Here is a 20,796-nt window from a genome sequence, read left to right on the forward strand (position 1 = left end):
AGTGGCTGCTTGGGTTAGGATTGGAGGCAATTCAGGAGCAAATCAAACTCCCGTTTTAATTTTATGGATCACACAGGAAGGACGAGTTTGCGCAAGCTGGTTACCAGTCTTGTATGTGCAGGAAGTTTAGTGGCTTCCCCTGCTCAGGCATTGGACCTGGGGGCATTGCATGTATATTCCGAAGCAGGTCAGCCGTTAGATGCAGAGATTCAGCTGTTAGATGTTGAAGGGCTCAGCGCTGATGAAATCCGGCCGCGGTTTGCAGGCGTGGATGATTTGGCGCTTTCCGGGCTCGACAATAAGCGCTACCTCTCCGGCGTCCGTTTCTTTGTGGCGATCGAGAAAGATAAGTCCGCAACGCTACGTCTAGTATCTGATCAGCCGATCAATCAATCTTTTCTGAGCTTCCTGTTGGAAGTTAACTGGCCCCAGGGCAGGCTGTTGCGCGAATACACCGCACTGTTAAAAGGTGAGGTGAAATCTACGCCGGTAGCTGCATCAAACCTAAAGGCTCTAGAATCGGTGGTAGTTGAAACGGCATCTGCGGTAGCGCCAGTCTATGTTCCGCAAGGGGAGCAAGTTGCCGCCTCGCCGGTTCCGGAAGAAAAACCAGTGTTGCAAGCGATGCAGAGTGCGCCGGTTGGTGCTGAGCGTCCATTGGCGCTGGCGGAGCGTAAGCCAGTCAAGCCAGTTGTTCAGGATGTTGTACCTGAGGCTGTGGTAGATACGCCTTCTTTGGATGCGCAGGCGGAAGATCACTCGACAGACGTGGTTGAGCACTCTCACCCCATTGAAATGACCAAGCCGGTTCTGGTGCGTGATTCGGAGCGTGTGTACGTTAACGAAGAAACACCCGAAGAAATCGTGACCGCGGTGATGCAGCCTCTCGCCGATAAGGAAACACAGCTGTCGCAAAAAGCGGCGAAGCCTGCGACAGTTGCGCCAGCGTCTGACAATAGCCCTTCTGTGGCATCTGGAGCTGTCGTGGTGAGCAGCAAACAAACATTGTGGGATATTGCGAACCGCCACCGTCCGCAAGGTGATTTCAGCAATCAGCAGATGATGCTTGCCCTGTATGAAAAAAATCCGCAAGCCTTTGTGAGTGGTGACATCAATCGAATAAAAGGGCATGCGGTACTTAGTTTGCCGACTGTCGCCGAGCTGGAACGTTATGATCGCTCTGCAGCGCTTGGTGAGGTTCGCCAGAAGCTCAATGAGTCCAGTGAAATGGCATCGAGAGACATCGGTGTTGCTTCGCGTACCCCGGAAGTGGTTGTTGGACCGAAAGAGACGCTGTGGGATATTGCGGTCAAGTACCGTACTGGACCTGAGGTGAATACGCGCCAGATGATGTTGGCGATTGTGAAGAGCAATCCACATGCTTTTGTTGATGGCAATATCAACCGGATGCTCAAAGGGGTGGTGCTGACGATGCCGACAGCGAAAGATCTTCGTCAATGGAGCAAGGAAGATGCTTCTGCAGAGGTGCGTCGTCAGATATCTGATTGGCAGGCCGGGGGCGTGTCAGAGTCGCCAGCTGCGGCTAAATCTGATTCCCTCGGATCTACAAAACGCTTACCTGAGTCTGTAACCACTGTAGCTAAGGTAAAACTTCAGGCCAGTGGGGCGGCAGAAGGGCCTAAGCGGCTGGTTGTGGGTAAAAAAGAGACACTCTGGACCATTGCGCTGAACCACCTGCCGGACGCGTCGGTTACAGCCGGCCAGATGATCAAAGCAATTATTAAGAAAAATCCGCATGCATTTGTGAACGGTAATATGAACGAAATGCGTGTGGGAGAAGTGTTAGAGATGCCAACACTCGCAGAAATTCGCGAGTTAAACGGCAGTTGATGTTAACTCCCTGAAAAGTCGGCCGATAAAAGGATGTTAGTGGTTGGTCGTTTGTAGGGTTCAATAGTGTAACGTTGTAGCATGGCGGCTGCTGATTCCCGAGTTTTGGGAGTAAGCAGGCCGTTTGTGTTGAGTCACTTGACCCGGCTACACCATATAAATAATACTTTCTCGATGTTCTCGGGTCTGCAACTGTATGATTTTTACGAGAATTTCAGAGAATAAGTAACAAGGAAACTGATGATGCTGCGCAAACTCGCTGTAAGCCTTGCTCTGGCAGGGATACTGAGCACGTCGAATGCTTATGCGCTGGGCCTTGGAGAGATCAAGATCAACTCGGCTTTGAACGAGCCGCTTGATGCTGAGATAGAGTTGCTGGACGCCAGGAAGCTCAATCCCCTTCAGATTCAGCCGCGGATGGCAGATATCGATGAATACGCGCTTGCGGGCATTGATAAGCAGCGTTACCTGTCTGATGTAAATTTTAAAGTCTTTGTTGGACCTGACGGGAAGGGGCGTATCCGCCTTACGAGCCCAGGCCCGATCAAAGAGCCTTTCCTGAACTTTCTGGTCGAGCTGAACTGGCCGAACGGTCGTCTGGTCCGCGAGTACACATTGCTCCTGGATCCGCCGGTCTACAACCCGGTACGCCAGCGTCTTGCTGCTCAGCCTGTTATCCCGGCGCAGCCGCGCGCGACCGTTCCTGTAACTCCCGTGAAGCCTGTCGCGCCGGTCCAGAATATCCGCACCGAGATGGATCGTAAGACCCAGGTATTTGTGGATGTGCACGATTCGCTGTGGAGTATTGCGGATAAATACCGCCCCGATGACTCGGTTACCAAAAGTCAGATGGCGCTGGCTCTGCTGAAGAAGAATCCAGATGCGTTTGTTGGCGGCAATATTAACCGCATGAAGGCGGGTGTGGTGCTTGATCTGCCAACCTTGGCTGAGATCAATGCCCTGACGCCGCAGCAAGCGTCTGCAGAAGTACAGCGGCAAAACCGTGCATGGAAAAATCGCAATAAGCCGGTTTCCACGTCGGAGCAGCCGGCGAAACCGCTTGTCGCAACAGTAAAGGCCAAACCGACAGTAGAGAAGCCCCCTCAAGCTGATAAGCCTGCAGTGGTTGAAGCAGATAAGCCGTTGATCGTTGCGCAAAAGCCTGAAGGCGATGTTGCACCGGAGCAGGTTGGCGTAGACCAGGAAGCGCTGCAGGAACTTGAGGATGCGCGCGTCGCACTAGAGCAGGAACTGGAAGAGACTAACACCGAGCTTGCTGACCAGCGTGCACAGTATGAAATGCTGAACGACCGCCTGGCGATGATGCAGGAGCAGTTGTCTACTGTTCAAAACTCGCAGGTAAGTAAAGACCGTACCATTGAGGCGCTCGAACAACGGATCAGTGAGCAGCAGGCCCAGTTGGCGGAACGAGAGAAGGGTTTCATTGCGAAGTTGATGGAAGATCCGATTCTGCTGGCAAGTATTGGCGGTGGTTTGGTTGCTCTTCTGGCAGCTGTGTTGGTTATCTTGTTCCTGCGCCGTCGTAAGGCGAAGAAAGCAGCTGAAGAAGATAGCGATGAAAATATTGGTGAACTGGCCGCCGCTGCCACCGCGGGTGCAGCGGCTGCGGTAGCCGCTGATGCGGTTGCCGCAGAGGAAGAAACGTCCGTAGCAGAGGGGGCTGATGCCACCGGCGACATCTCCGAGGTATCGGTTGATGACGATATGGAAGACCTCACCGATCTTGATCTTGATCTGGACATGGATCTGGATCTGGATGCGGCTGTATCTGACGAGGTGGTGGAAGAAACCGATGAAGACCTCAATGCGCTGCTGGAAGATGACGAGTTTGATCTGGGTCTGGATGAGACTGAGATTGAAGGTGATGTGGCTGATACTGCAACCACAGATGTCATCGAAGAAGACGTAAACGACGCCGAGCTGGAGCAACTGCTGGCAGAAGATCTGGGCGACGATCTGGTGGGCAGCTCATTGGATCTGGAATCCGACTTCGATGGGGCAGAGCTGGAGTTTGCGCCTGAAGCAGGTGCGGCCGCAAGCTCAGACGCTGATGATCTGGATGCCATCCTTTCGGGTAACGATGATCTTGAATTCACGCCACCGTCAGCGGGCGGTGATGATTCTTTGCTGGCAGATCTGGGGCTGGATGATATCGGACTGGATGATCTGGATGCGCAATCCGCAGACGACGATGCACTGGACTTCAATGTGGGTGGTTCGGCAGATCAGGCTGATACGACAGATGATGTGGATGCTGACGATATTGACGCATTGCTGGCGCAGGCTTCGGGTGACTTGGATGCTGCATCTGAAGTAGATGAAGATCTGGATGTCGATGATATTGATGCGCTGCTGGCACAGGCATCTGGCGATCTGGAAGCGGTTGCGAATGATGTGGTTGAGGCTGGTTCAGATCTGGATGAATCTGTTCTGGATGCAGATCTGGAAGCATTGCTGGCCGAAACCGAACAGGTCGCAGATGAAACTGAACAGCAGTCTGAAGAAGGTATTGATGATCTGCTCGAAAGCTTCTCCATTGAAAGTGGATCAGCGGTAGCGCAGGAAGAAGCATCCGGTACATTGGCGCAAGAAGACGCTGCTCAGGGCGAGGATGATCTCGATCTGGAGCTGGATGCAGATCTCACCGCCGGTAGCATTGATGATCTGCTGGCGGAGGTGGCCGCTGGTGAGTTTGCCGATGAGGGCGCTGCAAACGAGACAGCTGCTGATTCGATCGACGATATTCTTGCTGAGATCGATACAGCTGAAGGGGTGTCTGAAGCAGGTGCTGATGCACTGGTACAGGATCTTTCCGATCTTGCGCTCGATGAGGATCTGCCAGCTGAAGCCGCTGATGGTGATCTGGACGCGTTGCTTTCTCAGGCCCAGGAAGAGGTTGCTCAGGCACCTGAAGAGTCTGCGCTGGCACCGGAAGATGATATTGAGACTTTGCTGGCAGAGGTGGCGGGTGAAGAACCTGTTCTGGATCTGTCGGGTGATGAAGAAGAGATAACAGAAAGTGCTGCTGAGCCAGAGGAGTCTGCGGACCATATCCTGGCCAGTCTTGAGCTGGATGATGACGATCTGCTGGCAGATCTGAACCTCGCTGAGGAGGACGCTGCTGGTGAGCGGTCTGAAGTCGGGGAGGATGAGCTGGATGCGCTACTGGAAGCTGGAACTCTTGCAGAACACGCCACTGAGCACCTGGAAGCGCTGACTGAAGAGCAGGACGAAACCGCATTTGATGCCGAGGTTGAGGCCCTCCTCAATGAGGTTAGTGAAAAGAGTGCACCAGAGGCGGTGCCTGCAGCTGAGATTGAAGGTCCAGAGCCGGAATCTGCAGCAGAACCAGAAATTGAACTTGATCCGGCGTTTGATGTTGAGGATGCGCTGGAAGAGATCACACAACAGCCTGAAGCGGAAAGTGATGCGCTGGATGATGTGTTGGCAGAACTGGGTCTGGATGCGAAACCAGAGATCGATGCGGTAGGTCTGGAGGATATTGATCTGGATGCGCTCGATCTGGATGCGCCTGCCACTGAAGAGGTGCAGGACACAGCAGACATTGAGGCTTCCGAAGAGCAGGTACCAGTTACCGCGGATGAAGCCGATCTGGCCGATGCCGTTGCTGAGCTGGAGGCGCCGCTGGAGGTAGAAAACCTCGATGACGTAGATCTGGATCTGGGTGATATGGACCTCGCGGACCTGCTGGATGAAGTTGCTACCGCTGATACAGAAACAGTAGATAGCGACCTTGAGTTGGATTTCGCTGTCCCAGTATCGGTTGAGCCGGAAGTTGAGCTGCCAGCTGAGGAGTCTGCCCCTGCAGTACAGGATCCTGCTGAAGTAGAGTCTGCGCTGGAAGGTCTGGAGGATCTGGACGACCTGGATTTGGCTGAAATGATGGCCGGTCTTGAAGACGGATCTTCAGAAGCGCTGGATCTGCCAGATGTTGGTACGGACCTGGATGCAGACCTGGCCGCTCTGGATCGCTCTCTGGATGAGTTGGGTGGTAAGGCTGTGCCAGCCAACCCGGTTGAGGAGGAGCTGACCGCCAACATCGCGCATGACCTGGATGCAGAGCTGGATAGCGAGCTACAGTCTCTGCTGGACGGCAGTGACAGTGATATCGAGCTGGAAGAGACCGGTGCGGATGAGGAAGATCTGACCGAAGTTGATGGCTGGTCTCTACTGGAAAGTGCCGATGAGGTTGAAACTAAGCTGGATCTGGCGCGTGCCTACATGGATATGGAAGATGGAGAAGGTGCGCGGGAGATCCTTGCTGAGATCGTTCGCGACGGCAGTGATAAGCAGAAGCAGGAGGCGTCCGCCTTGCTGGAGAGTATTAAGCAGTAATCTATGTCTCAAGTTTCTCAGGAACCAACAGGGGCGATTTCGATCGCCCCTTATCGTTACGCCCTTTGTATCGAATACCAGGGTACCAACTATCGTGGCTGGCAGATTCAAAAAGGGGTTGTCAGCATTCAGGAAACTCTGGAGAAAGCACTTTCAAAGGTTGCTAATGAACCGGTGCATGTCGTGTGTGCGGGGCGCACCGATGCATGTGTGAATGCGACCTACCAGGTCATCCATTTCGAAAGCCACGCCAAGCGTACGCCGCGTGCCTGGGTGATGGGTACCAATACCAAGCTGCCGGATGATATTGCCGTTAAATGGGCGGTTGAGGTACCGGAAAGCTTCCATGCGCGATTCTCGGCGCAGCAGCGTCGGTATCGCTATGTCATCCTGAGCGCGCCGGTGAAGCCGGCATTGTTGGCGAAAGGTGTTACCTGGACCTACAAATCGCTTGATGTCGATCGCATGAATGCAGGTGCGGCTTACTTGGTCGGCGAGCACAACTTCAACTCCTACCGTGCTGTTAACTGCCAGGCACACAGTCCCATTCGTGAAGTACGTGAGCTGAAGGTTTACCGAAGCGGTGGCTTGATCGTCATCGATGTGGCGGCCAACGCATTCTTGCATCACATGGTGCGAAATATCGCTGGTGTACTGATGAAGATCGGCTGTGGTGAAGCTGAACCGATCTGGGCGAAAGAGGTGTTGGACGCGCAGGATCGACGCCAGGGTGGGGTGACTGCGCCACCGTATGGCCTCTATTTTGTCGATGTTAAATACCCCGACGAATTCGAGTTGCCAAAATCCGAGCTGGGGCCTTATTTCCTTACTGCCCTGGACTAGTGTTATCCGCTAGCCGTAAGCCGTAACCATCTGATAGTATATTGGGTTTTCCGGACGGGCCTTTGGTGAGCACTACACCGTGAATAGAACGCGTATCAAAATTTGCGGTATCACGCGCCAAGCGGATGCCGACATTGCCGTGGCAGCAGGAGCTGATGCGCTGGGGTTTGTTTTTTACGATCCAAGCCCACGAAACGTAAGTGTTGAGCAGGCCGCAGACATTATTCGTGGGCTACCTGCCTTCGTTACCAGTACGGCACTATTTGTGAATGCCGAGCCTACGTTTGTGCAGCAAGTGATCGACGAGACTGGCATCGATCTGTTGCAGTTTCACGGCAATGAAGATGTAGCGTACTGCGAACAGTTTTCCCGTCCTTATATGAAAGCGATCCGGATGAAACCGGATGTTGATGTTGCTGCGGAGTGTCAGCGTTACACCGGTGCTGCAGCCGTTTTGTTAGATGCCTACCGTCCCGGGGTGCCCGGCGGAACAGGCGAATCCTTTGACTGGGAGCGAATCCCGGCAGAGCTAAGAGGTTCGATTGTGTTGGCGGGTGGTCTGAACCCGGACAACATTCGTAGAGCGGTCGAAACCGTGCGTCCCTTTGCCGTTGATGTCAGCGGTGGCGTAGAAGCCAGCAAAGGGATTAAAGATAAAGAAAAAGTAGAGAAGTTTACTCAAGAGGTTAACCGTGCCTATCAAGACTGATCTTTCCACAATTGCGCAGATGCCCGACGAACGTGGGCACTTTGGTCCCTATGGTGGTCGTTTTGTTTCCGAGACCCTGATGGCTGCCCTCCAGCAGCTGGAGGAGACCTATGAGCGCTTGTGGCGAGACCCAGACTTCCAGGCTGAGTTTGACCGCGATCTGGCGCACTATGTTGGTCGTCCATCCCCGCTGTACCATGCGGTTCACCTGACTGAACTCTGTGGCGGCGCGCAGATCTATCTGAAGCGTGAAGACCTGAACCACACGGGTGCTCACAAGGTGAATAACACCATTGGTCAGGCGCTGTTGGCTAAATACACCGGCAAGCCACGTGTGATAGCTGAAACCGGTGCAGGTCAGCACGGCGTTGCTTCTGCTACCGTAGCTGCACGACTGGGCCTTAAGTGCCAGGTATACATGGGCGCTGAAGACGTACAGCGTCAGGCCCTGAACGTATACCGCATGAAGTTGCTGGGTGCCGAGGTGATCTCTGTTGAATCCGGTACCCGTACCCTGAAAGATGCCATGAACGAAGCGATGCGTGACTGGGTAACCAACGTCGACGATACCTTCTACATCATCGGTACTGCGGCAGGTCCTCACCCGTATCCGAAGCTGGTACGTGACTTCCAGTCCGTGATTGGACGTGAGGCGCGTGCCCAGTGTCTGGAGCAGGCGGGGCGCTTGCCGGATGTGCTGGTTGCATGTGTCGGTGGTGGTTCTAACGCTATCGGTCTGTTCCATCCGTTCATCGAAGATGCCGATGTACGTATGGTCGGTGTCGAGGCGGGTGGTTTTGGTGTTGAATCTGGTCAGCACGCGGCACCACTTACTGCCGGTCGTCCGGGTGTTCTGCATGGTAACCGTACGTACCTGATGGAAGACGACGCGGGTCAGATCCTGGGAACTCACTCCGTTTCTGCGGGTCTGGATTACCCAGGTGTCGGACCGGAGCACTCTTACCTGAAAGATGTGGGGCGTGCCGAGTACGTGGCGATCAACGACGATGAAGCGATGGATGCGTTCCGTACGCTGACCCGCGTTGAAGGTATCATGCCAGCTATCGAGTCCAGTCATGCTGTCGCGCATGCGATGAAGATGGCGAAAGAGATGGATAAAGACCAGATCATCGTAGTTAACCTGTCTGGTCGTGGTGACAAAGATATTCATACCGTCGCTCAGATCGACGGTATCCAGGTCTGATTTTCGGACCTTAAGGACGGTAAAGAACATGAATCGAATTGCAGCGTGTTTTGAACGCCTGAAAGAGCAGGGCCGTCAGGCCCTGATTCCTTACATCACTGCTGGCGACCCGGCTCCAGCCGCGACTGTACCAACCATGCACGCCATGGTTGAAGCGGGTGCGGATATCATTGAGCTGGGTATCCCGTTTTCCGATCCGATGGCTGACGGCCCGACCATTCAGCTGGCGTGTGAGCGCTCCCTGATGCACGGTACCCGCTTGCTGGACGTTCTGGAGATGGTGAAAACCTTCCGCGAGAAAGATCAGGAAACCCCTGTGGTCCTGATGGGGTACCTGAACCCGGTAGAGGTGTTGGGTTACAAATCCTTTGCTGAGCAAGCTGCCGCTGCCGGTGTTGATGGTGCCCTGATCGTCGATCTGCCGCCGGAAGAGGCTGAAGGTGAGTTTGATCAGGTGATGAAGGCAAACGGCCTGGATACCATCTATCTGCTGGCGCCAACCACCGAAGAGAGCCGCGTCGAGAAGGTTTGTAAGGCAGGTAGTGGCTACCTGTATTACGTATCTGTGAAAGGGGTGACCGGTTCTGCAGCGCTGGATGTTCAGGCGGTTGCGGATAAGCTGGACGTTGTACGTAGATATACGGATCTGCCGATCGGTGTGGGCTTTGGTATCAAAGATGCTGAGTCTGCCAAGGCGGTATCCGGCGTTGCTGACGGTGTAATCGTGGGTAGCGTACTGGTAAACAAGATTGCATCGCTGGTTGCTCAGCAGGACGAGATCCCTGCACAGGTCTCTGCCATCGTGGCTGAGCTGCGCACTGCGATGGACGCGTGAAAGAACTGACGCTTAAGTAAAGATTTGGAAAAACATACATGAGTAACTGGCTGGAAAAAATCGTTCCCTCTTTGGTTCGCAACGAAACCAAGCGTTCCAACATTCCAGAAGGGCTGTGGAAGAAGTGTCCTAAATGTGACGCACCACTGTACCGCCCGGAACTGGAAAAGAACCTGAGCGTTTGTCCTAAATGCGACCACCATATGCGCCTGAACGCGCGTAAGCGTCTGGAACTGTTCCTGGATGAGCAGAACCGTACCGAGCTTGCGACAGAGGTGGAGCCGGTCGATCGCCTGAAGTTTAAGGACTCCAAAAAGTATAAAGACCGTCTGGTTGCGGCGCAGAAAGCCACCGAAGAGAAAGACGCACTGATCGCAATGCGCGGTGAGCTGAACGGTCAGCCAATCGTTGCAGTAGCGTTCGAGTTCCAGTTCATGGGCGGTTCCATGGGCGCTGTTGTAGGTGAGCGTTTTGTCCGCGCGGCCAAAGTGAGTCTTGAAGAGAAGATTCCTCTGGTATGCTTCTCCGCATCCGGTGGCGCACGTATGCAGGAAGCACTGTTCTCGCTGATGCAGATGGCGAAAACCAGTGCGGTGCTGGAAAAACTGAAAGCGCAGGGTATCCCTTACATCTCTGTTCTGACTGACCCTGTTTATGGCGGTGTGTCTGCGAGTCTGGCGATGCTGGGTGACCTGAATATCGGTGAACCTAAAGCGCTGGTTGGTTTTGCAGGACCGCGTGTAATCGAGCAGACTGTACGCGAAAAGTTGCCGGAAGGTTTCCAGCGCAGTGAATTCCTGCTGGAGCACGGTCAGGTGGATATGATCATTCACCGTCATGAGATGCGTGAGCGTCTGGATTCTATCCTGCGCAAGCTGACCCGTCAGCCAGCGGCCTGATCCGGAAGCGATCGTTCATTGGATTGCATAACAAACATGCATTAAAAAATAGCCGGCAGTGGCATTACGCTGCCGGCTTTTCTGTTTCTTGTAGTAGGTATTTATGACGCAGGTAACCGACGGTTTTTCCCTTGACGAATGGCTCTCCTGGATCGAAGCCTGTCACCCCGCCGAGATTGAGCTGGGCTTGGAACGTGTCAGCCAGGTGGCTGATGCCATGGGTGTGCGCTCTCCAAAATCCAAGGTGATCACTATTGCCGGCACGAACGGTAAGGGTTCAACCGTGACCTATCTGGAGACCATTCTGGGTAAAGCGGGTTACAGCGTTGGCTGCTACACATCTCCGCATTTTCGTAAGTACAACGAGCGTGTTCGTCTGAACGGCCGGAACATCTCCGATGAGGAGCTGTGCCAGGCGTTCCGGACAATTACTGAAGCACGTAAAGATATTCCGATGACGTACTTCGAGTACGGCACCCTGGCCGCACTTGAAATTTTTGGTCGCAAAGAGCCGGATGTAATCCTGCTGGAAGTCGGTCTGGGTGGTCGTCTGGACGCGGTAAATATCGTGGATGCAGATATTTCTATTGTGACCAGTATTGCTATCGACCACGTGGATTGGTTGGGTGACGATCGAGAAGTGATCGGTCGCGAAAAATCCGGCATCTTCCGTAAAAACTGTCCTGCTGTATGTGGTGAGGCTGATCCTACTGCATCGGTCGCAGAGGTTGCGGCTGAAACCGGAGCGGTGTTGTACCAGGTGGGCAAGCAGTTTAATTACCAGATAGACGGTCAGAAATGGAACTGGCAGGGTGTTTGTCCGGTCGGAGAAACACTGCGGTTGGAAAGCCTGCCGCTGCCAACGCTGCCATTGCCTAACGCAGCAACCGCGCTACAGGTGCTTGCAGTCGCGGGTCTTGATGTATCCGTCGACGCGATCCGGGCAGGGCTTGAAGAGGCAACGATGACCGGCCGCATGCAGTGTGTGGAACTGGCGAACGGTACGGCGTGGCTGGATGTGGCGCACAACCCTGAAGCGGCGGAACTTTTGGCAGCACGCCTGGCAGCAAAGGGTCAGCAAGTTCATATGGTGCTGGGTATGCTGGGCGATAAGGATTTTGCGTCAGTTATCGAGATTTTGCGCCCACAAGTGTCATACTGGTACCTGGCCGACCTCAATGTACCCCGAGGTCAGAAGGCGGAGGTACTGGCGACACACCTAACCATTGAAATGGATGCCGGACGGTGTGCTTGCTTTGGTACGGTGGCTGAGGCGTTGGATGCTGCGCAGGATAAGTTGAGCAAGGAAAATAGTTTGCTGGTCGCGGGTTCATTTTTTACAGTGAGCGATGCTCTCGATCATCTTGGAGTGGATGAGTAACTATGCAAGAGAAGCTGAAATACAGGTTGATTGGTCTGGTGGTTATTGTGGTATCAGCCGGTATTCTGTTTCCCCTGTTGTTTAATGGCGAGGGCTATCGGGAGCGCCATCTGGAGTCCGCAATCCCGGCTGTGCCGCCATTGCCTGAAGTGGTTAAGATCGAACCGCAGTCTAAAACGCTGCCGGATACCAGTGAGGTGGCCGCGCCGGAACCTCCTGCACCGGCGCCGAAAAAGTCGGCCGAGCTGGTGAAAAAGATCGAAACTAAAAAGCCAGTGATCAGTGTTGATGAAGAGAAACCAACACTCGATAAGCAGGGGGTGCCGGTCGCATGGACATTGCAGTTAGCCACCTTCAGTGACGAAGGCAATGCGAAGGAACTGCGTGGCCAACTGATCGATGCTGGGCATAAAGTGTATACCCGAAAAAACGGTAATTTGGTCAAGGTGTATGTTGGCCCTGATTTTCAGCGTTCAAAACTTGAAGCACTTAAAACCAAGCTCAAGAAAGATCTGAATCTGGATGGCATTATCGTGCGTTTCTCTACTCGCTGAAGATAAAGGCCTCTGGTAGAATGCGCGCATCTTTCTAGGGTAGTTACAGAAAATGAATTGGGCTGACTGGGCTATCGTGGCGATCATCGCCATTTCCTGTTTATTTAGTGTTCGTCGCGGATTTGTAAAAGAGGCGCTTTCTCTGGTTACCTGGGTTGCGGCCTTTATGGTGGCTCGTACCTTTGTGACGCCGATGACGGAAATTCTGCAGCCCTACATCGACACCCCTTCTCTCCGTGTTGCCGCGGCCTTTGCTAGTCTGTTTATTGTCACCCTTATTGTCGGTGCCCTGATTGGGCAGCTATTTGGCATGCTGGTGGAAGCAACCGGCCTCAGCGCAACCGACCGTATGCTGGGTATCGCTTTTGGCGCTGCACGCGGCGGTTTGATCGTGGTCGTGCTGGTTATGCTGGCAGGCGAGACGCCTGCGGCACAAGATTCCTGGTGGCGTGAGTCCCAGTTGATTCCCCACTTTGCGTTAATGGAAGCCTGGACCAGGGATGTGGCAGGTGAAGTTGCAGATTTGATCTGGAACGCAGGACGCTAAGAATAAAATTTTTGAGATTACCATTTCCCTTCGAGGTGAGTTCGGATGTGCGGTATTGTAGGCATTGTTGCCAAATCCTATGTTAATCAGACTATTTTTGATGCCCTGACGGTGCTGCAGCACCGTGGCCAGGATGCGGCAGGTATGGTGACCTGTGAAAGTGATCGTTTCTTCCTGCGTAAAGACAACGGTCTGGTGAACGAAGTGTTCCGCACCCGTCACATGAAACGCCTGGGCGGTAACATGGGTATCGGTCACGTGCGTTACCCAACTGCCGGCTCCTCCAGCTCCGCTGAAGCACAGCCGTTCTACGTGAACTCTCCGTACGGTATTGCGCTGGCGCACAACGGTAACCTGACCAACGCAGAAGAACTGGCCGAGAAGATGTTCCGTGCTGACCTGCGTCACATCAACACGACGTCTGACTCTGAAGTGTTGCTGAACGTGTTTGCACACGAATTGCAGCGTCAGGGTAAACTGGTACCAGAATCCTCTGACATCTTTGCCGCGGTAGAACGTGTTCATGAGCGTGTTAAAGGTGGCTACGCCGTTGTAGCTGTTATCACCGGCTACGGTATTCTCGCATTCCGCGACCCGAACGGCATCCGCCCACTGGTATACGGCAAACGTGTTCTGGAAAACGGTGAAGAGGAGTTCATGGTTGCGTCCGAAAGTGTCGCGCTGGACGTGGCCGGTTTTGAACTGGTTCGCGATATCGAGCCGGGCGAAGCGATCTTCATTACTATGGACGGCAAAGTTGAGACACAGCAGTGTGCGAAAGACAGCCGTCTGACACCATGCCTCTTCGAATACGTCTACCTGGCGCGTCCGGACTCCATCATCGATGAAGTGTCCGTACATAAAGCACGTATGCGTATGGGGGTGAAGCTGGCAGAAAAAGTGCTGCGCGAAATGCCAGAACACGACATCGATGTGATTATCCCGATTCCGGATACCAGCCGAACGTCTGCTCTGGAAATGGCATACCACCTGGATGTTAAATTCCGCGAAGGTTTCATCAAAAACCGCTATGTGGGCCGTACCTTCATCATGCCGGGTCAGGAGCAGCGCAAGAAATCCGTGCGTCGCAAGCTGAACCCGATCGAGATGGAGTTTAAAGACAAGGTTGTCATGCTGGTGGATGATTCCATCGTGCGCGGTACCACCTCTCAGCAGATCGTACAGATGGCACGCGATATGGGTGCCAAGAAAGTGTACTTCGCATCTGCAGCGCCTGCTGTGCGTTTTCCAAACGTGTACGGTATCGACATGCCGTCCGTTAACGAGCTGATCGCACACGGCCGTACCGATGAAGAAGTGGCAAAAGAGATTGGCTGTGACTGGATGCTGTACCAGGATCTGGAAGACCTGAAAGAGAGCGTCCTGGCCGGCAACCCAAAGATTCAGGATTTTGACACCTGTGTATTTGATGGCAAATACGTCGCGGGTGATATCGACCAGACTTACCTGGATCGCCTGGAAGAGAAGCGTAACGACTCAGCGAAAGCTGAAGAGAACGGGCAGCAAGTGAAAAGTAACGAATCGTCAGATCTGCACAGCAAGATCGACTGAGGTATAGCCCTATGCACAAGCCTGGTTTTGAACGAGAAGAGCGTATCCAGTTTGAAGGCGACAATTACGCCTTCGATACGCTGGCAGTACGTGCCGGCCAGCGCCGCACCGGTGAAGGTGAACACAGCGACCCGATCTACCTGACTTCAAGCTACGTGTTTTCATCGGCGCGCGAGGCAGCTGCGCGCTTTGGTGGTGAAGAAGAGGGTAATATCTACTCCCGCTTCACCAATCCAACCGTGCAGGCATTTGAACGTCGCATCGCGGCGCTGGAAGGCGCAGAGCGCGCAGTTGCAACTTCATCCGGTATGGCGGCGATCATGGCCGTGGGTATTGCACTGATGCAGCAGGGCGACCACGTTGTCTGCTCTCGCAGCGTGTTTGGTTCGACGGTGTCTCTGTTCAATAAATACCTGACCCGTGCGGGCATCGAGACCACCTTTGTTGACCCGACCGATCTGGACGCGTGGCGCGCGGCGATCCGCCCGAACACGCGGTTGTTCTTCATGGAAACGCCGTCCAACCCGCTGGCTGAGCTGACGGATATTGAAGCGGTTTCCAAGATCGCACATGAGCAGGGCGCACTGCTGGCCGTCGATAACTGTTTCTGTACTCCGGCGCTGCAACAGCCGCTGAAGCAGGGGGCAGATATCGTGATCCACTCGGCGACCAAGTACCTGGACGGTCAGGGACGTTGTGTAGGTGGTGTGGTACTGGGTTCTGATAAGCTGATGGAAGAGATCTTCGGCTATGTGCGCACCTGTGGCGCGTGTCTGAGTCCGTTCAACGCCTGGAACTTTATGACCGGTCTGGAGACCCTCAGCCTGCGTATGAAGGCGCACAGTGACGCGGCGATGGCTCTGGCATTGTGGCTCGAGCAGCAGGACGGTATCGACAAAGTGTACTATTCAGGTCTGAAGAGCCACCCGCAACACGATCTGGCAGTGGAACAGCAGAGCGCGTTTGGTGGTGTGCTGTCCTTTGAGGTGCGCGGTGGCAAAGAAGCGGCGTTTAACTTTATCGATGCCACTGAGATGTTTTCTATTACCGGTAACCTGGGTGACGTGAAAACTACGATCACCCATCCTGGCACCACCACCCACGGTCGTATGAGCGTGGAAGAGCGTGCTGAAGCCGGTATTAAAGACAACCTGATCCGTGTTTCCGTGGGCCTTGAAGATCTGGAAGATATCAAAGCAGATATGCTGCGTGGCTTGGCGGCGATCTAATCCGCTAGAAACTCCGCCTCCACCTGATGTACTGCGCCGTCCTGGCGCAGTACGCTGCTCTTAAGCAGAAAGCGATCCACACCGAATTCAAAGCGACGATGGTTGAGCCTGTGTTGAAGGTGTTCAACGGCAGGTCCGGGATTGCTGCGACAGCGCCCCAGCGTCAGGTGTGGATGAAAGCGCCGGTGTTCCAGTTGAATCGCGATACTGCGCAACCTATGTGCCAGCTGCTTCTGTAGTCGTATCAGAGTGGCATTCGTTTCAAAGCCCAGCCACAATGCACCGTGCTGAAAGCAGCCCACATCGTGCGTTTTAAGCTCAAATGGATCAAAGTGGATCTCGGTGAGCTGTTCGCACAGTTCATCAAAGCGGTTTTCAGGCTGTTCGCCCAGAAATGCCAGTGTCAGGTGAAACTGGTCAGTGTTGTTCCAGCGGATCTGGCTCGAAGGAAACTGCAGATCGCTGATCTCTTCACAGACCTCGGTCGGTGGATCCAGCGCAATAAACAGACGCATCGGCATACTCCTTATCCCGGCCTGTAGTATAAATAGGGCCGGTAACATAAATAATCGTTTGATGTACCAAAAACAGCAAGAGCACCACAGATGAAGATTGTCCTCGCCCCGATGGAGGGACTGGTAGACCCGATCATGCGTAACCTGCTGACACGTGTCAGTGATATTGATTACTGCGTGACTGAGTTCGTGCGTGTCTCGGAGCGGGTCTTGCCTGCGCACCTCTTTAAGAAGACCTGTCCTGAGCTTCATCACGGCGGCAAAACTGCTGCGGGTGTGCCAGTGCACGTGCAGTTGCTGGGCAGTGACCCTCAGATGATGGCTCTCAACGCAGCCAAGGTCGTTCGCCTGGGTGCACCGGCAGTTGATCTTAACTTCGGTTGTCCCTCCAAAGGGGTGAACGCCAACCGGGGTGGCGCAATCTTGCTGGAAACACCTAACGAGGTACATGACATCGTATCTGCGGTGCGAAAGGCCGTGCCTAAGGATGTGCCGGTGACCGCAAAAATGCGTCTGGGTTACAAAGACAAGTCGTTGTACTTGGACAACGCAGCTGCGATTGCGGATGCGGGTGCTGCGCAGGTGACGGTACATGCGCGGACCAAAGTGGAAGGCTATAAACCGCCTGCCCATTGGGAGTACATCGCCCGTATTCGTGAATACGTGAAGATCCCTGTTGTTGCCAATGGCGAGATCTGGAGCTTTGAAGACTACCAGCGCTGCCGTGAGGTGAGTGGCTGTGAAGATGTAATGATCGGCCGTGGTCAGATTTCTCAGCCGGACCTGGTAAAAGCGATCAAGGCGCAGCGGGATGGTGCACCGGTTGACCCCATTCGCTGGCTGGAGATTGTCGGCTTACTGCTGGACCATATGGAACAGTCCACCGAACGTATGTTACCGGGGTACGTGCATGGCCGTATCAAGCAGTGGTTGCACCACCTGAAACGTTGTTTCCCAGAGGCAGTGGCGTTGTTTAATCAGGTGAAGGTGATCAAAGATATTGATCTGTTGCGCCAGGCATTAGAGGTAGAACAGACTCGGCTTAAAGGGGATTAACTTATAAGCCTCACCGGCTGGCGCTGAGCGCCCCAGACTCCTGGCCCTGTTTCGAAATAACCGGGGAGGGGCGTGCCACAGCCTTTGCAGCAACCGTTCACCAGATTCCACTCCCCTAACTCATACCAATCTCTTTCAATCAGGCGCAAACCGCAGTGATGGCAGTAGGTGGAGCTTCCCTCGGTATCGTGTACATTGCCGGTGTAAACGTAACGCAGCCCCTGCTTTAGAGCGATATCGCGCGCACGGGTAAGCGTCGACACAGGTGTACGGGGTTTATCGAGCATTTTCCAGTCCGGGTGGAAGGCGGTGAAGTGTAATGGGACCGACGGCCCCAGATTGTCCATAATCCAGCGACACTGGGCCTCCAGCTCCTCGTTGCTGTCGTTTTCGTCCGGAATCAGCAAAGTCGTGATCTCAAACCACACGTCGGTTTCGTGGTGAAGGTAGGTAAGTGTATCCAGCACAGGCTGGAGGCTACCGCCACAGATCTTTTTGTAAAACCTGTCGGTAAATGCTTTCAGGTCGATATTGGCGGCATCCATATGCTCAAAGAAGCGGGGGCGGGCAAGGTCTGTGATATAACCCGCACTTACCGCCACTGACTTAACGCCAACTTCATGGCAGGCGATCGCCACATCTTCAGCATACTCAAGAAAGATCACCGGGTCGTTATAGGTGTAGGCAATGGAGCGACAATCGTGTTCGTAACAGTAGCGTGCCAGCTGTTCCGGTGACGCAGCGTCAGCCAGGGTATCCATTTCACGGGCTTTGCTCATATCCCAGTTCTGGCAGAACTTGCAGGCGAGGTTGCAACCTGCGGTACCAAACGAAAGGACCGGGGTGCCCGGTAGGAAATGATTGAGCGGTTTCTTCTCGATGGGGTCGATACAGAAACCGCTGGAGCGGCCATAGGTGTATAGATGCATCTTGCCATTTTCGTTGCCCCGTACGAAGCATAAGCCACGCTGTCCATCCGAAAGCTTACAGAAGCGCGGGCAAAGATCGCACTGGATTTTATTTCTATCTACCGGGTGTGAAAAACCAACTTCGATTACGCTCATATCGTCTCTCGCTACTACCACTCTATACTTAAGATTAGCAGTGTGTCAGCGTAGTCGCTGTTGGTGATCTGCCGACTATCTTTTGATTTGCTTGTGCTGCTTTCAGGGGAATCAATCAATGACTCGGGAGCACTGTTTTCTATCGATGAAAATAACTTCGGAGAGCTCCGATGGACATTCGAAACCGGCTGTGGCTGGCGCATTTTATTCCGGTGATCCGGCACAGCTGGCCCAAGACGTAGACCAGTTTTTGTCGCATCACGAACGTCCCCCGTTGTCTGGCCTACGCGCTTTGGTTGTACCTCATGCTGGTTATATCTACTCGGGTGATGTAGCAGCGGCAGCATATAGTTGTCTTACGCGCGGCGCAGAATATAAATATGTGCTGTTGATTGGGCCTAGCCATCGCGTTGGTTTTATCGGGATGGCAGTGCCGGAGGCTGACGTCTTTGATACCCCTTTAGGACGGATGGAGCTGGCTAGCGAACAGATAGGTGAACTGGTGGCAGATGGGCTTGTTGTCTATAACCGCATGGCACATTATGCAGAGCACTGCCTGGAGGTTCAGCTACCGTTCCTGCAACGGGCGGAAGTGCATGCACCGCTGTTGCCGATTGTGGTGGGACACGCCAGTCCGGAAGAGGTCGGGGCTGTTGTTTTGCCTGCGCTGGAGGACCCGGAGGTACTGACTATTATCAGTACGGATATGAGCCATTTTCACAGTTATGACGAAGCACGGAAGATCGATGGCCAGACCCACAAGCGGATTCTGGCCGGTGCTGAAAATATCCAACCGGAAGAAGCGTGCGGTTGCATGGGCTTAAATGGCCTGCAGCATGCGTTGGCACGGAGTAAGTACCGTATTCATCTGCTACAACATTGTAATTCCGGAGATACCAGCGGCGATAAGAGCCGGGTCGTGGGGTATGCCGCCTATGCCGTCTACTGAGTACAACGCGTCTCAAAAGCAACGGATGTTGGAGCATGCCCGAGCTGCAATCGCCCGCGAGTTGGGCTATAAGCTGGCCCGCTGTTCTGCGGAGGAACCGTGGCAAAAAGAGGAACGGGCTGCATTTGTCACTCTGAACCATCATGGTCAGCTTCGGGGGTGTATCGGTAGTCTGAGTGCTCATCAGTCCCTGTGGGACGAACTGTCCTATGACGCCTGCGCAGCTGCATTCAGAGATCGCCGCTTTGCACCACTCAGCCGCGATGAATTTGATGACCTGGATATCCATATCTCTATTCTGACACCCACACAGCCACTCGCGGTCGATTCCGAACAGGCGTTACTGTCGGCGTTACGTCCTGGCGTGGATGGTCTGGTGCTTGAGGAGGGGGTGCGCAGAGCGACATTCCTGCCGCAGGTTTGGGAGCAACTGCCGGAGCCGAAAAGGTTTCTGGAGCACCTCAAACGCAAGGCGGGACTGGCAGAGGACTATTGGAGTGATACCATGCAGTTCTCGATTTATCAGGTAACGGACATTGGCGAATAGCGACGATTTTATCTCCTATCTGGTCGAAAGCATGCATATGTTGGGGCCGGTGCAGGCAAAAAGGATGTTTGGTGGTCATGGGCTATTTCTGGGTGGATTGATGTTTGCGCTGGTGACGGACGACCAGCTGTACCTGAAATCAGATCCCCAGACAGAAAACAGGTACAAAGCCCATGATCTGGAGCGGTTTACCTATATGAAGAAGGGCAAACCCTGCCATCTCAACTATTATCAGGCACCGGAGGAGTGTCTGGACAACAGCGAGGAACTGGTCGAATGGAGCGCGGTGGCGTATCAGGTGGCGGTGCGGGCAGCATCATGAAAAGTGTGTTGACCGATCTTCCGGCGGATAAGGTGCAGGAACACTTTGAGGACCTGCTGACACGTCCCGGTGTAAAGCTGGAACGAATTGTCACCTACGGGCAGGCCACGCCGCCGGGAGAATGGTATGACCAGGCGTGGGATGAGTGGGTGATGATAGTGCAGGGAGAGGCCAAACTTCTAATGGCGCGAGATGAGCAGTTGCTGCATATGAAACCGGGTGACCATGTTCTGTTACCCGCCCACTGCCGACACCGTGTTGAGTGGACACCAGAAGGCCAGACTACAATCTGGCTGGCGTTGCATCTGGGGGAGCCTGTTGATTGACCGGTATATCAGGGAT

19 protein-coding genes are annotated in these 20,796 nt (G+C 54.0%); 17 read left to right on the forward strand and 2 right to left on the reverse strand.

Translation table 11 applies throughout. The features are described from left to right. Window positions 1-129: 129 nt before the first annotated feature. From QKW35_RS11485 to QKW35_RS11540, 12 genes are all read left to right on the forward strand, one after another. Window positions 130-1,851: a FimV/HubP family polar landmark protein gene (locus QKW35_RS11485; RefSeq protein WP_282353243.1), complete on the forward strand. Its 1,722-nt coding sequence runs from the start codon at window positions 130-132 to the stop codon at window positions 1,849-1,851. Between the two features lie 243 nt (window positions 1,852-2,094). After that, complete coding sequence (locus QKW35_RS11490; RefSeq protein WP_282353245.1) at window positions 2,095-6,228, forward strand: FimV/HubP family polar landmark protein; 4,134 nt, start codon at window positions 2,095-2,097, stop codon at window positions 6,226-6,228. 3 nt (window positions 6,229-6,231) lie between these two features. Next, window positions 6,232-7,071 (forward strand): tRNA pseudouridine(38-40) synthase TruA, encoded by an 840-nt coding sequence (truA, locus tag QKW35_RS11495; protein WP_282353246.1) that lies wholly within the window; start codon window positions 6,232-6,234, stop codon window positions 7,069-7,071. A 79-nt stretch (window positions 7,072-7,150) separates the two neighbouring features. Continuing rightward, window positions 7,151-7,780 carry a phosphoribosylanthranilate isomerase gene (locus QKW35_RS11500; RefSeq protein ID WP_282353247.1) on the forward strand — a complete coding sequence of 210 codons (630 nt, stop codon included), beginning with the start codon at window positions 7,151-7,153 and terminating at the stop codon, window positions 7,778-7,780. 19 nt (window positions 7,781-7,799) lie between these two features. Beyond that, a complete protein-coding gene (gene trpB, locus QKW35_RS11505) occupies window positions 7,800-8,984 on the forward strand; it encodes a tryptophan synthase subunit beta (RefSeq protein ID WP_282353305.1) in 1,185 nt (394 codons plus the stop codon). Window positions 8,985-9,012: 28 nt separating this feature from the next. Further along, on the forward strand, window positions 9,013-9,819 hold the full coding sequence (gene trpA / locus QKW35_RS11510) for a tryptophan synthase subunit alpha (protein WP_282353248.1): 807 nt from the start codon (window positions 9,013-9,015) through the stop codon (window positions 9,817-9,819). Between the two features lie 38 nt (window positions 9,820-9,857). Beyond that, window positions 9,858-10,718 (forward strand): acetyl-CoA carboxylase, carboxyltransferase subunit beta, encoded by an 861-nt coding sequence (gene accD, locus QKW35_RS11515; protein WP_282353249.1) that lies wholly within the window; start codon window positions 9,858-9,860, stop codon window positions 10,716-10,718. Between the two features lie 103 nt (window positions 10,719-10,821). Continuing rightward, entirely contained in the window at window positions 10,822-12,099 is a 1,278-nt protein-coding gene (folC, locus tag QKW35_RS11520) for a bifunctional tetrahydrofolate synthase/dihydrofolate synthase (protein ID WP_282353250.1), read from the forward strand. A 2-nt stretch (window positions 12,100-12,101) separates the two neighbouring features. Next, window positions 12,102-12,653, forward strand: a complete 552-nt coding sequence (locus QKW35_RS11525) for an SPOR domain-containing protein (RefSeq protein ID WP_282353251.1) — start codon at window positions 12,102-12,104, stop codon at window positions 12,651-12,653. A gap of 52 nt (window positions 12,654-12,705) precedes the next feature. Further along, a complete protein-coding gene (locus QKW35_RS11530) occupies window positions 12,706-13,200 on the forward strand; it encodes a CvpA family protein (protein ID WP_282353253.1) in 495 nt (164 codons plus the stop codon). A gap of 45 nt (window positions 13,201-13,245) precedes the next feature. Continuing rightward, window positions 13,246-14,772, forward strand: coding sequence for an amidophosphoribosyltransferase (purF, locus tag QKW35_RS11535; RefSeq protein ID WP_282353254.1), 1,527 nt, complete (start codon window positions 13,246-13,248; stop codon window positions 14,770-14,772). Window positions 14,773-14,783: 11 nt separating this feature from the next. After that, entirely contained in the window at window positions 14,784-16,001 is a 1,218-nt protein-coding gene (locus tag QKW35_RS11540) for an O-succinylhomoserine sulfhydrylase (protein ID WP_282353255.1), read from the forward strand. On the opposite strand, the gene thpR is transcribed toward QKW35_RS11540, so the two are convergent. Continuing rightward, window positions 15,998-16,516, reverse strand: a complete 519-nt coding sequence (gene thpR, locus QKW35_RS11545; RefSeq protein ID WP_282353256.1) for an RNA 2',3'-cyclic phosphodiesterase — start codon at window positions 16,514-16,516, stop codon at window positions 15,998-16,000. The two genes, QKW35_RS11540 and thpR, sit on opposite strands and share 4 nt — an antisense overlap. Window positions 16,517-16,606: 90 nt before the next feature. Between thpR and QKW35_RS11550 the strand changes: the two genes are divergently transcribed. Further along, window positions 16,607-17,572: a tRNA dihydrouridine synthase gene (locus QKW35_RS11550; RefSeq protein ID WP_282353257.1), complete on the forward strand. Its 966-nt coding sequence runs from the start codon at window positions 16,607-16,609 to the stop codon at window positions 17,570-17,572. On the opposite strand, the gene amrS is transcribed toward QKW35_RS11550, so the two are convergent. Next, window positions 17,569-18,636: an AmmeMemoRadiSam system radical SAM enzyme gene (gene amrS, locus QKW35_RS11555; RefSeq protein ID WP_282353258.1), complete on the reverse strand. Its 1,068-nt coding sequence runs from the start codon at window positions 18,634-18,636 to the stop codon at window positions 17,569-17,571. The two genes, QKW35_RS11550 and amrS, sit on opposite strands and share 4 nt — an antisense overlap. Before the next feature lie 190 nt (window positions 18,637-18,826). Here amrS and amrB point away from each other — a divergent pair, with 190 nt between their 5' ends. Genes amrB through QKW35_RS11575 form a run of 4 tightly spaced genes read left to right on the forward strand, consistent with a single transcriptional unit; the run spans window position 18,827 to window position 20,780 of the window. Beyond that, window positions 18,827-19,585, forward strand: coding sequence for an AmmeMemoRadiSam system protein B (gene amrB, locus QKW35_RS11560; RefSeq protein ID WP_282353259.1), 759 nt, complete (start codon window positions 18,827-18,829; stop codon window positions 19,583-19,585). Further along, window positions 19,572-20,132, forward strand: a complete 561-nt coding sequence (amrA, locus tag QKW35_RS11565) for an AmmeMemoRadiSam system protein A (RefSeq protein ID WP_282353260.1) — start codon at window positions 19,572-19,574, stop codon at window positions 20,130-20,132. Before amrB ends, amrA begins: the two co-directional genes overlap by 14 nt. Continuing rightward, window positions 20,122-20,454: a TfoX/Sxy family protein gene (locus QKW35_RS11570; protein WP_282353262.1), complete on the forward strand. Its 333-nt coding sequence runs from the start codon at window positions 20,122-20,124 to the stop codon at window positions 20,452-20,454. Before amrA ends, QKW35_RS11570 begins: the two co-directional genes overlap by 11 nt. After that, window positions 20,409-20,780: a cupin domain-containing protein gene (locus QKW35_RS11575; RefSeq protein ID WP_282353263.1), complete on the forward strand. Its 372-nt coding sequence runs from the start codon at window positions 20,409-20,411 to the stop codon at window positions 20,778-20,780. The genes QKW35_RS11570 and QKW35_RS11575 overlap by 46 nt, the downstream gene beginning before the upstream one ends. The last annotated feature ends 16 nt before the right edge of the window (window positions 20,781-20,796 follow it).

Origin of the sequence: Pontibacterium granulatum, assembly GCF_029961155.1 — a bacterium.
In the GTDB taxonomy this organism is placed as follows: Bacteria; Pseudomonadota; Gammaproteobacteria; order Pseudomonadales; family Balneatricaceae; genus Pontibacterium; species Pontibacterium granulatum.

Bases quoted from the DNA above. Each gene is read 5' to 3' on its own strand.
- QKW35_RS11490 (WP_282353245.1), top strand. From the start codon at position 2,095: ATGCTGCGCAAACTCGCTGTAAGCCTTGCTCTGGCAGGGATACTGAGC.
- truA (WP_282353246.1), top strand. From the start codon at position 6,232: ATGTCTCAAGTTTCTCAGGAACCAACAGGGGCGATTTCGATCGCCCCT.
- trpB (WP_282353305.1), top strand. From the start codon at position 7,800: ATGCCCGACGAACGTGGGCACTTTGGTCCCTATGGTGGTCGTTTTGTT.
- trpA (WP_282353248.1), top strand. From the start codon at position 9,013: ATGAATCGAATTGCAGCGTGTTTTGAACGCCTGAAAGAGCAGGGCCGT.
- accD (WP_282353249.1), top strand. From the start codon at position 9,858: ATGAGTAACTGGCTGGAAAAAATCGTTCCCTCTTTGGTTCGCAACGAA.
- folC (WP_282353250.1), top strand. From the start codon at position 10,822: ATGACGCAGGTAACCGACGGTTTTTCCCTTGACGAATGGCTCTCCTGG.
- QKW35_RS11525 (WP_282353251.1), top strand. From the start codon at position 12,102: ATGCAAGAGAAGCTGAAATACAGGTTGATTGGTCTGGTGGTTATTGTG.
- QKW35_RS11530 (WP_282353253.1), top strand. From the start codon at position 12,706: ATGAATTGGGCTGACTGGGCTATCGTGGCGATCATCGCCATTTCCTGT.
- purF (WP_282353254.1), top strand. From the start codon at position 13,246: ATGTGCGGTATTGTAGGCATTGTTGCCAAATCCTATGTTAATCAGACT.
- QKW35_RS11540 (WP_282353255.1), top strand. From the start codon at position 14,784: ATGCACAAGCCTGGTTTTGAACGAGAAGAGCGTATCCAGTTTGAAGGC.
- thpR (WP_282353256.1), bottom strand. From the start codon at position 16,516: ATGCGTCTGTTTATTGCGCTGGATCCACCGACCGAGGTCTGTGAAGAG.
- QKW35_RS11550 (WP_282353257.1), top strand. From the start codon at position 16,607: ATGAAGATTGTCCTCGCCCCGATGGAGGGACTGGTAGACCCGATCATG.
- amrS (WP_282353258.1), bottom strand. From the start codon at position 18,636: ATGAGCGTAATCGAAGTTGGTTTTTCACACCCGGTAGATAGAAATAAA.
- amrA (WP_282353260.1), top strand. From the start codon at position 19,572: ATGCCGTCTACTGAGTACAACGCGTCTCAAAAGCAACGGATGTTGGAG.
- QKW35_RS11575 (WP_282353263.1), top strand. From the start codon at position 20,409: ATGGAGCGCGGTGGCGTATCAGGTGGCGGTGCGGGCAGCATCATGAAA.